We start from the raw sequence: 11,472 nt of genomic DNA, 5'->3' as shown, positions 1-11,472 counted from the left end.
CTTCAGGCCCAGCCGGCCCCGCACCGCGCCGCTGTGGTCGAGCGGAACCGTCAGCGTGGCGCAGCTGAAGCCCTCCAGGCCGGGGGGAGCGGGGGGCTCTCCGGCACCGCGGCCTGCCCCGGCCTGGAGGGCTTCAGCTGCGCCACGCTGACGGTTCCGCTCGACCACAGCGGCGCGGTGCGGGGCCGGCTGGGCCTGAAGGTCGCGATGGGGGACAACGCGGACGCGCCCATGGGCGTCCTGCTGTTCCTCACGGGCGGCCCCGGGCAGCCGGGCGTCCCCTTCGTGGAACGGATCGCCAAGGCCATGGAGCCGGTGCTCAAGGACTACCGCCTCGTCATGATCGACCAGCGCGGCACCGGCGGCAACGCCCTGCAGTGCCCGGAACTGCAGGCGCAGATGGGGTCGTCGGACCTCACACCGCCCACCGCGGGCGCGGTGCGGGACTGCGCCGCGGCCATCGGTCGCGACCGCCGCTTCTACGCGACGGGCGACACGGTCGCCGACCTCGAACTGCTGCGCCGCGCGCTGGGCGTTCGGAAGATGACCCTCGACGGTGTCTCCTACGGCACGTACACCGCCGAGCGGTACGCCCTCGCCCACCCCGGGCACGTGGCCCGGATGGTGCTGGACTCGGTGGTGCCGCAGACCGGTTACGACCCGATGGACCTGGCCGCCATGCGGGCCGCGCCGCGCGTGCTGACGGCGGCGTGCGAGAGCATCGGCTGCGCAACGGACCCGGCGGCGGACCTGGCCGAGGTCGTGGACACGTACGGCAACGGTGTCGACGTGCTGGACGCGCTCACCACCTGGGAGTTCGTCGACCCCGACTACGCGGACATGATCGACGCCCTCCACCAGGCCGCCGAGGGCGACCCGGGACTGCTCAACGGCCTCATCCAGGGCGTACGGCAGGGCAGCGCGGCAACGCCGGAGGAACTCAGCCAGGGGCTCCACGCCTCGACGCTGTGCCTCGACGGACGCTACCCCTGGGGCAGGTCGGACGCCCCGGTCGCCGGCCGCCGGGACGCGCTGGAGAAGGCGGGTGCCGAACTGACCCCGGCCGACCACGGCCCCTTCGACGCCGCCACGGCGACGGGCCTCGGCTCCATGCTCAGCTGCCTCGACTGGCCCCGTACCCCGGCCCCGCCGCTGCCCGCCGCGCACCGGCGCCTCCCCGGCGTCCCGGTGCTCCTCCTCGGCGGCGACCGGGACCTGTCGACGCCCCTGGAATGGCTGTACGACCAGAAGAAGCTGACCCCGCGGGCCCAGGTCGTGGTCGTCCACGGTGCCGCCCACTCCGTGCAGAGCCGGGCGGCGAGCGACGAGGGCCGCCAGGCGGTCCACGCCTTCCTGCTGGGGCGCTGACGGCCGCGCGGGCCGCAGGGGCGCCGGGCCGCCGGGGGCGCCGCATCCGTCCATCCGGATGCGGCGCCCCGGCGGCATCGAGCGCTACTACGCCACGGTGCCGCTGCTGTTCGCCGAAGCCGAGAGGCTCGGCTCCCTGTGCCTGTTCGTCCGCAAGGAGCCCGGCACCCCTTACTACGGCGGGCCCGAACCACGCCCGCCCCGACGCGGTGGGCGGCCGCGGGGCGCCCTCCGCGGACGACTTCGCCCGGGTCCGCGCCCGGCAGCGCGAACTCGGCGTGCCGCAGGCCTTCGAACGGCTCGCGGAGGTCACGCCGTCACTGCGTGGGAGCATCGAGGCAGCCCCTCCCCGACGGGGTCACGATCCGGGGGTGCACGCCGACGATCCCGCCCTCCCCGCCGTACTCGCCCTCCCCGGGCCGGCGTTCGCCGACGAGGGCGCCGCGACCGGCCCGGCGGGCCGCGCCGGCCGCTAGACGCCATCGCCGCCTTCGTCCCCGACGGCACCCCGCTCGCCGCGGGCCACCACCATCCTGCCGACGGCACCACGGAGATCGGCGGCGTCGGCACTCTCCCCACCGCCCGCCGCCAGGGCCTCGGCGCCGGCGTGACGGCCGCCCTCCCCGCCCACGCCCGCGACCATGGCGTGCGTACCGTCTTCCTCGCCCACGCGCACCAGACCGTCGCCCGCATCTACGGCCGCCTGGGCTTCCGCCCGGCCGGCACCACCCTGCTCATCTCCGGTCAGCCGTGCGGGTGGTCCGGCGCGCCGTCGACCGGGCGGGAGCCGCGGGCGTCGTCCATCCAGCCCGGGCGCGTCCGGAGGAAGGAGAGGTCCTCGGCGGACGGGTCGGCCGCGTCCCGAAGACGTTCGCCCTCCGCGGGGGTCAGGCGGGTGTACCAGGTCGTCAGGTCGTCGCCGCCGCCGGACCAGTCGGGGTACTCGTGGAAGCGGTGGAACCAGTAGGTCCGGCAGGCCGCGCAGCACAGCAGGGACTCCTGGTCGTGGTGGGACTCGTACAGCGTCCGCACCCAGGCGAGTTCGGGCCCGGCGCAGCAGTCGATGAAGCTCGGGGTCGCCACGGCGCGCGATCCTATCCCCCCGTGGACGGGCGCGTTCAGGGCGCCCGGTACCCTTTCGGCGTTCGACGGGAGTACCGCAGAGCGATCCGCCAGGTCAGCGGGGCCTACGGGTTCTTCCCCAAGCGGGCCTTCGACGAGACCCAGCAGGCCGTCGTCGCCGCCTTCTTCGCCCGGCGGCTGCCCCGGTGAAGCGGCCCTGGTACCGGCCGTTCTCCTGACGGGGCGCGGTCGGGGGGCCGGCGTGTGCTGCCGGCCCCCGGGCGACGGTCAGGCGCGGGCGAGGAGTTCGAGGGTGTCGACGACCCGGTTGGAGAAGCCCCACTCGTTGTCGTACCAGGCCACCACCTTGATGTGGCGGCCGTCGACGCGGGTGAGGGCGGCGTCGAAGATGGACGAGGCCGGGTGGCCGGTGATGTCGCTGGAGACCAGCGGCTCGGTGGCGTAGTCGAGGATGCCCTTCAGCTTGCCGTCGGCGGCGGCCCGGTAGGCGTCCAGCACCTGCTCGCGGGTGACCTCGCGGGAGACCGTGGTGTTGAGCTCCACGATCGAACCCACCGGCACGGGCACGCGGATGGAGTCGCCCGAGAGCTTGCCGTCGAGCTTCGGCAGCACCTTGCCGATGGCCTTGGCGGCCCCGGTGGTGGTGGGCACGATGTTCACGCCGGCGGCGCGGGCGCGCCGCATGTCGCGGTGCGGGCCGTCCTGGAGGTTCTGCTCCTGGGTGTAGGCGTGCACCGTGGTCATGAAGCCGTGCTCGATGCCGGCCAGGTCGTCCAGCACGGACGCGAGCGGGGCCAGGGCGTTCGTGGTGCACGAGGCGTTCGACACGATGGTGTGCCGGGCCGGGTCGTACTCCTCGGTGTTGACGCCGTACGCGAGGGTGACGTCGGCGCCGTCGGAGGGAGCGCTGACCAGGACCCGCTTGGCGCCGGCGGTCAGGTGCGCGCGGGCGGCCTCGGCCGAGGTGAAGCGGCCGGTGGACTCCAGCACGACGTCGACGCCCAGCTCGGCCCACGGCAGCTTGGCCGGTTCGCGCTCGGCGAGCACCTTGATCCGGCGGCCGTCGACCACCAGCTCGGAGCCGTCCACCTCGACGGTGCGGCCGAGCCGGCCGAGCGCGCTGTCGAACTTGAGCAGGTGCGCGAGGGACTCGGGTGCCGTGAGGTCGTTGACGGCGACCACCTCGAGGTCGCTGCCGCGCTCGACGAGGGCGCGGAGGGTGTTGCGTCCGATGCGGCCGAATCCGTTGACGGCGATGCGGGTCATGGCGGGTTCCTTTCGTTGCCGCCTCCATGCTCCGCATGCGCGGGCCCTTGCGGCAGTGGCCTGAACGACAGCATGCGCAAGTATCCCGCCATACCTTTCGCCATCGATCGCAAGCATCCCGCCACTCCCTCGCCACTCCCTCGCCGGTCAGGCCGAGAAGGTGTTCCGGTACTCCGTGGGGGAGGTCCCGAGGATGCGGTGGAAGTGCAGCCGCAGGTTCGCGCCGGTGCCGAGGCCGACGCGGTCGGCGATCTGCTCCACGCCCAGATCGGTGCGTTCCAGCAGTTCGCGGGCGAGGTCGACCCGGGCGCGCAGCACCCACTGCATCGGCGTGTAGCCGGTGTCCTCCACGAACCGCCGTGAGAAGGTGCGCGCCGAGACCCGCGCGTTGCGCGCGAGCGTCTCCAGCGTCAGCGGTTCGGCCAGGTGCGCCAGGGCCCACTCGCGGGTGCCCGCGAAGAGGTCGCCGAGCGGCTCGGGCACGCTCCGGGGGACGTACTGGGCCTGGCCCCCGCTGCGGTACGGCGCCGCCACCAGCCGCCGCGCCACGTGGTTGGAGAGGCCGACGCCGTGGTCCCGCCGCACCAGGTGCAGGCACAGGTCGATGCCGGACGCCGCTCCGGCCGAGGTGAGCACGTCGCCCTCGTCCACGAACAGCACGTTCTCGTCCACCTTCACCAAGGGGTGCCGCTCGGCGAGGGCCCTGGTGTAGTGCCAATGGGTCGTGGCCCGCTTGCCGTCCAGCAGGCCCGTCGCCGCCAGCGCGAACGCCCCGGTCGAGATGGCCGCGAGCCGGGTCCCGCGCTCGTGGGCCGCCATCAGCGCGCCGACGACCGCCGCGGGCGGCTCGGCGCCGGCCGGCTCCCGGTAACCGGGGATGAAGACGGTGTCGGCGTCCTCGAACGCCTCCAGACCCTCCGCCACGTGGTACGACAGCCCGTCGCCGCCGGTCACCAGCCCGGGCGCGGCGCCGCACACCCGCACGTCGTAGGGCATGCTCGGCCGGTTGGAGAACACCTGCGCCGGGATCCCGACGTCCAGCGGCTTGGCACCCTCCAGCACGAGCACGACAACGTGATGGTTCTTCCTGCGGCTCAACGGGCCTCCTCCGGCTCTCCCGCTCGGTGGCGTGGACGACCACCACCGCAAGCATCCTGCCACCGGCCGCCCGGCGCCTCCCCGGCCCGGAGGCGGCGGTGAGCCGAACAAGGGATCTACGCGCGAAGAAATTTTAACATTCCATTGTCATGGACACTTCCCAACGGGCCGGGTCCGGGGTTACCAAGTGGTAGTCAACTCTCCGCCCAGGGAGGTTCCGTGAGACGCACCACGTCGTTGTCGGCCCTGACCACCCTGATCGTCACCCTGGCCTTCGGCCTGCTGTGGTCCACCCCGGCACACGCCGCCGGGCCCGCCTACGTCGCGCTGGGGGACTCGTACTCCGCCGGCAACGGAGCGGGCAACTACGACAGCGCCAGCGGCAGTTGCCACCGGAGTTTCAGTGCGTACCCGTACCTCTGGAAGAACGCCCACGCCCCCTCCTCCTTCGCCGACACCTCCTGCTCGGGTGCGGTGACCACGGACGTGACCAACAACCAGCTCGGCCCGTTGAACGCCTCCACCGGTCTGGTCTCCCTCACCATCGGCGGCAACGACGCGGGCTTCTCGGACGTCATGACGACCTGTGTGATCGGCTCCGACACCGACTGCGTCAACCGGGTCACCCAGGCGGAGAACTACGCCCGCAACACCCTGCCCGCCCGCCTGGACGCCACCTACAACGCGATCCGCGCCAAGGCCCCCAACGCCAAGGTCGTCGTCCTCGGCTATCCCCGCGTGTACACCCTGAACGTGCTGTGCGTCGGCCTGTCCGACACCAAGCACCGCAAGATCGACGAGGCCGCGGACGTCCTCGACGGCGTGATCGCCGCCCGGGCCGCGGCCCACGGCTTCGTCTTCGGCGACGTCCGCGGCACCTTCAACGGCCATGAACTGTGCTCCGGTGACGACTGGTTGCACTCCCTGGTGGTCTCCCCGAGCTGGGAGTCCTACCACCCCACCGCCAAGGGCCACTCGAGCGGCTACTACCCCGTGCTGAACGCCAACAGCTGACCACCCACCTCCCCGCCGACCCCGTACGGCCGTGCCCGAAGGTCCGTGCGGGGTCGCGCCATGCCGTCACCGGGAAGTGAGTCGGTCAGAAAGTGGATGAGTGGCTGTACCACTCCTTGCGGTCGGGCTCTCCCTTTGCCACTCTTGGCGGGCCCGGTCCTCCGCTCCGCGACCGGGTGGTTCGCGCGCCTCCCTCGTCCCCCCCATCGCCATGCCGTGCTGCCCGCGTACGGCGGCTGACGACCGAACAGGATGCGGAATGTCTCTGACGCGCCGAAGAATGCTGATCGCGACCGCCGTGAGCGTGGTGACCGCGACCGTCGCCCAAGGCGGCCTCGCCGGCCTCGCGGCCGCCGCCCCCCGGACCACCGCCGACGACGGTTCCGTACCGGGCCTGTCGACCCTGGACCGCACGCTGCTGCGCGGCCCGGACCTCGGGTCCGGCTACCGCGGGATCGTCGCGGGGCCCGGCGAACCCCACCTCGTCCGCAAGGACCTGGCCAACGTCACCGCACCCACGGTGACCCGGTCACTGATCGCCTTCGCCCAGATGTCCGACCTGCACATCGTCGACGACCAGTCACCGCTGCGCGTCGAGTGCCTCGACCGGCTCGCCGACTACGGCCCGCCGCACTACAACTCCTATCCCACCGAGTCCGCCTACCGCGCGCACGAGTTCCTGTCGACCCAGACGACCGACGCGATGTGCCGCGCCGTACGGCAGGTCGGACGCGGGCCGCGGACCGGCGCACCGCTGGCCTTCACCGTCGTCACCGGCGACGCGGTCGACAACTGCCAGTACAACGAGACCCGTTGGTACATCGACCTGCTGGACGGCAACACCGTCACCCCCGACTCAGGCAACCTCGCCCTCGACGAGAGCGTGAGCAGCGGGCGGTTCGGCACCGACGTCCACTACTGGCACCCGCAGGCCCGGCAGAGCCCCGCCGACAACAACGAAGTGGCCGGCTTCCCCCTGGTGACCGGTCTGCTCGCCGCCGCCCGCAGGCCCTTCACCGCGGGCGGCCTGCGCATGCCCTGGTACGCCGCCTACGGCAACCACGACGGCCTCGTGCAGGGCAACGTGGCGCCGGACGTCCTGCCGTTCGACCCGCTCAAGAGCATCGCCACCGGCTCGACGAAGATCACCCAGATCGAGGGCGTCCCCGACGTCTTCGACAACGGGCCCGCCTACTACATCGAGCTGCTGACGGACATCATCACCGGCGACTTCACCCTCGACACCGAGAAGGTCACCGCCGACCCGGCACGACGCCTGCTGGAGCGGCGCGAGTTCGTCGCCGAGCACTTCCGCACCACCGGCACCCCCGCCGGACACGGCTTCACCTCCGGCAGCGACCGGGCGTACTACGCCATACCCTCCGGCCCCTCCGACCTCGTCCAGGTCCTCGTGCTCGACACCACCAACCCGGGCGGCGGCGCGGACGGCGCCCTGGACCAGGCGCAGTGGGAGTGGCTGGACGCGCAGCTGAGGGCGAACAGCTCCCGCTACGAGACGGACCGACCCAACGGCACGGGTCCCGGCACCGTCGTCACCCAGCCCGGGGTCAAGGACAAGCTGATCGTCGTCTGCTGCCACCACACGCTCGACTCGATGGACAACACGGACGACGACGCGCCCTACAGCGGCGCCGACCTGCGCGACAAGCTGCTGCGCTTCCCGAACGTCGTCCTGATGGTGGACGGCCACACGCACACCAACAACATCACCGCGCACAAGCCCGCCTGGACCTCCGCGCTCAGCGCCGGATTCTGGGAGGTGAACACCGCCTCGCACATCGACTGGCCCGTGCAGTCCCGGATCGTCGAGATCGCCGAGGGCGGCGGATACCTGTCGATCTTCACCACCATGGTCGACGCGGACGCCCCGCTGTCGTACGGCGGGGACACCGGCACCCCCGCCGCGCTGGCCTCCCTGGCACGCGAACTGGCCGCCAACGACATCCAGTCCGTCGCCCGCGGCATCGACCTGCGGCGCGGCGCGCCGACGGCGCGCAACACCCAGTTGCTGCTCCCGCTGCCCTTCGCGCTGCCCACGGGCGCCGGCACGCCCGCGCCCGACTGGCCCCTGCTGCAGCAGGGCCAGAGCGGCACCCGGGTCAGGGCCCTGCAGTACCTGCTGAACGCCCGCGGGGTGGGGCTCGCCGTGGACGGCGTCTTCGGCATCACGACCGCCGCCGGTGTCCGTTCCTTCCAGACCTCGCGCGGTCTGCCCTCGAACGGCGTCGTCGGCCCCGCGACCTGGCAGCCGCTCGTCGTCGCGACGCTCAAGCAGGGCGACACCGGACCCGCCGTCTCCGCCGTGCAGTACCTGCTGAACACCCGCGGTGCGGGACTGACCGTGGACGGAGCCTTCGGCCCGGCGACGGACACCGCGGTGCGCTCCTTCCAGTCCTCCCGCGGCCTGCCCGCGGACGGCACCGTACGGACCGGGACCTGGCTGAACCTGCTGGCCCCCTGACCCGGGTCCATGCCTGCCCTGCCAATTCTCCATGCCGGGGCCTCGGGGAGTTCGGCATCTTTGAGGGGCAGCCTGCCGACGGCCTCCGCCGTCGGCAGGCTGCCACAAGGATCTGTATGTCAGATCGTGTCTGCGTCGATCACGAAGCGGTAACGCACGTCCCCTTCCAGCAGTCGCTTGTACGCCTCGTTGATCTGCTCGGCACGGATCAGCTCGATCTCAGCGCCGAAGCCGTGCTCGGCGCAGAAGTCCAGCATCTCCTGAGTCTCCGCGATGCCGCCGATCGCCGAACCGGCGAGGGCCTTTCGGCCGATGATCACGGAGAAGAGGTTGAGGGAGATCGGCTCCTCGGGAATGCCCACGTTCACCAGGGTGCCGTCGGTCTTCAGCAGGGACAGGTAGGCGCCGTAGTCCAGCGGCGCCGAGACAGTGGAGAGGATGAGGTCGAAGGTGCCCTCCAGATCCGCGAAGGTCTGCGGGTCGCTGGTGGCGCGGTAGTGGTCCGCTCCCAGCTTCAGGCCGTCGTCCTTCTTGCGCAGGGACTGCGAGAGGACTGTCACTTCGGCGCCGAGGAAATGGGAGATTTTCACGGCCAGGTGACCGAGGCCTCCCATGCCCAGGACCGCCACCTTCACGCCGGGGCCGGCGCCGAAGTGCCGGAGCGGTGAGTAGGCGGTGATGCCGGCGCACAGCAGCGGCGCGGCGACGTCAAGGGAGAGTGCGTCGGGGATGCGCAGGACGTAGTTCTCGTCGACGACGATGGCCCGGGAGTAGCCGCCGTAGGTGGGCCGGCCGTCCTTGCCGATCGCGTTGTACGTGCCGACCATCCCGCCACGCGTGCAGTACTGCTCGTTGCCGGCCTTGCAGTTGTCGCAGGTGCGGCAGGAGTCGACCATGCAGCCGACGCCCACACGGTCGCCCGCCCGGAACTTGGTGACGCCGGGACCGACTTCCGAGACGATGCCGGCGATTTCGTGGCCGGGCACCATCGGGAAGATGGACTCGCCCCAGCCCTCGTCGACCTGGTGGATGTCGGAGTGGCAGATGCCGACGTACTTGATGTCAATCTGGATGTCGAACTCGCCCACTGCGCGACGCTCGATGGTGGTGCGCTCCAGCCGAGACTTGGGAGCGAGCGCGGCATAGGCCGTTGTGGTGGTAGTCAAGCTGAGATTCCCTGGAATGTAGAGGTTGTCGACAGCCGCATGGCGCGAGACCTGGTCACGGCTAGGCCGATCCGGCGGCCGGGTGGCAGAGAGCAATCGAGAGGCGACAGCGCGTGGGCCCTCAGGCGGGCCCGGAACCGTACGCCTGCAACGGCTCCCACACCCGGCTGTGAAGCGAGGCTGGATCCCATCCGCCACGACGACTGGATGGGACGCAACGGCTTGAACGGCACTGGACGCTTACGCGCCCATTGCGGCGAGCGACAGTGTCCACAGGCGCTCGGCGGCGTCCGGGTCGACCGCGTACGGGGCTACGCCGCCGGGGGACTTCCCCACGGCCTCGGCCGACAGCTTCTCCCCCTCGTTGTTGTCCTCGAAGTAGCGGCCGCCGATTCCTTCCAGCTGGGGTGAGGTCGCGACCAGGACGCTCGTCGCGGCGCCCTGGGCGACCGTCTTGAACCGGAACGGGGCGCCCTGGAACGTGCCGAATTCCCCGGCCGCCGCGGCTTCGCGGAGCTGTGCGAGCTGTCCCGGCTCCATGTGGCGCGTCAGGTTCGTCCCCAGGATCACGCCGGGGTGGACGGCGTTGGCGGTGATCCCGTCGGCTGCCCAGCGGTTGGTCGCCCCGACCGCGAAGAGGATGTTGGCGGTCTTGGACTGCCCGTAGCCGAGTCGCGGGTCGTAGGGGCGGGAGGTGAAGTTGATGTCGTCGAACTCGACAGGTGAGGCATGGTGGCCGCGGGAGCTCAGCGACACGATGCGCGCGCCGCCGGCCGCCGCGAGCGCGTCGTGCAGGCCGAACGCGAGCGCGAAGTGGCCGAGATGGTTGGACGCGAACTGCAGCTCCCAGCCATCCGGTGTGCGATCGAGCGTGGGCAGCTGCATCACGCCGGCGTTGTTGACGAGGATGTGCAGGGGCCCCGTCCAGGCGCTCGTGAAGGCGGCGATCGACGCCTTGTCGGCGAGGTCGACCCGGCCGACATGGACGGCGTCGTTGCCGGTGGCCTCGCGTATGTCGGCCGCGGCCCGCTCACCGGCGTCCGTGTCACGGACCGCGAGGGTGACCGACGCGCCGGCGCCGGCGAGGGCGCGCGCGGTCTCGGTGCCGAGACCCGAAGCCGCCCCGGTGACGACTACGTGCTTGCCGGAAAGGTCGACACCTTCGATGACCTCGGCGGCCGTCGACTCTTCTCCGAAGGGGGTGCGGATGCGCTGGGTGGATGTCATGCCTCAAGTCCTCGTCAGTGGGGTAATCAGGGATGCAGAGCCCGGTGGATTCGGGTTCGGGTTGCATATCGGCGAATCAGGCAAACGGCGCGCCCATTCGCCAGAGGGGCGGAGGGTTAAGCCAGCGGCCGAAAGGTTCTCATCCCAAAGATCGGATCCGTTACCTGACCGTAATTCTAGTGGGTCATCGGAGTCGGTCAGTGCCGGAGGTGTCCGGCGGACGGCGTATCCCGGGTGGTGTGAGTCGGCCTTGGTGGGAGGCTGTGCCTATGACACGAGAGGAAACAGGTCTTTGTCATTTCCGCACCGATGGGGGAGCATGTCTTCGTTGCCGGAGTAACCGCCTGGCGTGCTGAGTGGGCGAAGACTCCGCACTCGGAGGCCGGCCGTCGATCAGCCGGGTCCCCGGCGGCCGCGACTACCATGTCCCCGGCAATACGACTCGCCCGCCCGGAGTTCCGCCTCGGGGCGGCACTTCTCGCACAAGGGAGCGGAACCCAGCCAGGGATGGGCGGGCACTCGAGGGCCTCGATCAAATCCGGGCCGCGTCCTCGTGTGATATGGCCTCTACGATTGCGTATCCGGTCCTCGAGTCGGTGAAATCCTCGACACCCTTGGCCGTCACGCCATTTTCTTGGGAAACGGTGGCGAGCCGGGATCGACGAGCGCATGCTCGTTCTTCTGAGCCCATGCCGCCCACGCGCTCATGAACTCAGTTCGCTGCTGTTCGATGAACTCGGCCTTGGTGTCGTCTGTCGCGCCATGCAG

Annotated in this window: 10 protein-coding genes and 1 pseudogene; 6 read left to right on the top strand and 5 right to left on the bottom strand. The window is 71.1% G+C overall.

Translation table 11 applies throughout. The features are described from left to right. From PV350_RS24735 to PV350_RS24725, 3 genes and pseudogenes are all read left to right on the top strand, one after another. Positions 1-1,368: alpha/beta fold hydrolase (locus tag PV350_RS24735; RefSeq protein ID WP_500336137.1), on the top strand; the 1,368-nt coding region annotated here is incomplete at its 5' end. Between the two features lie 209 nt (positions 1,369-1,577). Next, the gene (locus PV350_RS24730; RefSeq protein ID WP_500336139.1) at positions 1,578-1,844 is read left to right on the top strand and encodes a hypothetical protein; all 267 of its coding nucleotides are present in this window, start codon (positions 1,578-1,580) and stop codon (positions 1,842-1,844) included. Between the two features lie 5 nt (positions 1,845-1,849). Beyond that, positions 1,850-2,029 (top strand): annotated as a pseudogene (locus tag PV350_RS24725) (GNAT family N-acetyltransferase); the annotation flags it as partial. A gap of 83 nt (positions 2,030-2,112) precedes the next feature. On the opposite strand, the gene PV350_RS24720 reads toward PV350_RS24725, so the two are convergent. After that, entirely contained in the window at positions 2,113-2,451 is a 339-nt protein-coding gene (locus PV350_RS24720) for a hypothetical protein (protein WP_499516132.1), read from the bottom strand. A 21-nt stretch (positions 2,452-2,472) separates the two neighbouring features. Between PV350_RS24720 and PV350_RS24715 the strand changes: the two genes are divergently transcribed. After that, positions 2,473-2,640, top strand: coding sequence for a hypothetical protein (locus PV350_RS24715; RefSeq protein WP_499516133.1), 168 nt, complete (start codon positions 2,473-2,475; stop codon positions 2,638-2,640). Between the two features lie 78 nt (positions 2,641-2,718). Here PV350_RS24715 and gap read toward each other — a convergent pair whose 3' ends face one another. Both gap and PV350_RS24705 read right to left on the bottom strand, forming a co-directional pair. Further along, positions 2,719-3,717, bottom strand: a complete 999-nt coding sequence (gene gap / locus PV350_RS24710) for a type I glyceraldehyde-3-phosphate dehydrogenase (RefSeq protein ID WP_499516134.1) — start codon at positions 3,715-3,717, stop codon at positions 2,719-2,721. A 147-nt stretch (positions 3,718-3,864) separates the two neighbouring features. Then, a complete protein-coding gene (locus tag PV350_RS24705; RefSeq protein WP_500336135.1) occupies positions 3,865-4,815 on the bottom strand; it encodes a GlxA family transcriptional regulator in 951 nt (316 codons plus the stop codon). Positions 4,816-5,034: 219 nt separating this feature from the next. Between PV350_RS24705 and PV350_RS24700 the strand changes: the two genes are divergently transcribed. Continuing rightward, positions 5,035-5,829, top strand: a complete 795-nt coding sequence (locus PV350_RS24700; protein WP_499516136.1) for an SGNH/GDSL hydrolase family protein — start codon at positions 5,035-5,037, stop codon at positions 5,827-5,829. A 280-nt stretch (positions 5,830-6,109) separates the two neighbouring features. Further along, entirely contained in the window at positions 6,110-8,311 is a 2,202-nt protein-coding gene (locus PV350_RS24695; protein WP_500336133.1) for a TIGR03767 family metallophosphoesterase, read from the top strand. 119 nt (positions 8,312-8,430) lie between these two features. Here PV350_RS24695 and PV350_RS24690 read toward each other — a convergent pair whose 3' ends face one another. Beyond that, the gene (locus PV350_RS24690; RefSeq protein ID WP_500336131.1) at positions 8,431-9,477 is read right to left on the bottom strand and encodes an NAD(P)-dependent alcohol dehydrogenase; all 1,047 of its coding nucleotides are present in this window, start codon (positions 9,475-9,477) and stop codon (positions 8,431-8,433) included. Between the two features lie 240 nt (positions 9,478-9,717). Continuing rightward, positions 9,718-10,704 carry an SDR family NAD(P)-dependent oxidoreductase gene (locus PV350_RS24685; protein WP_500336129.1) on the bottom strand — a complete coding sequence of 329 codons (987 nt, stop codon included), beginning with the start codon at positions 10,702-10,704 and terminating at the stop codon, positions 9,718-9,720. Positions 10,705-11,472 lie beyond the last annotated feature (768 nt).

The sequence above is a fragment of the Streptomyces sp. PA03-6a genome (assembly GCF_033792765.1).
GTDB lineage: Bacteria > Actinomycetota > Actinomycetes > Streptomycetales > Streptomycetaceae > Actinacidiphila.
This window is presented reverse-complemented; position numbering and strand designations above follow the sequence as displayed.

Bases quoted from the DNA above. Each gene is read 5' to 3' on its own strand.
- PV350_RS24695 (WP_500336133.1), top strand. From the start codon at position 6,110: ATGCTGATCGCGACCGCCGTGAGCGTGGTGACCGCGACCGTCGCCCAA.
- gap (WP_499516134.1), bottom strand. From the start codon at position 3,717: ATGACCCGCATCGCCGTCAACGGATTCGGCCGCATCGGACGCAACACC.
- PV350_RS24685 (WP_500336129.1), bottom strand. From the start codon at position 10,704: ATGACATCCACCCAGCGCATCCGCACCCCCTTCGGAGAAGAGTCGACG.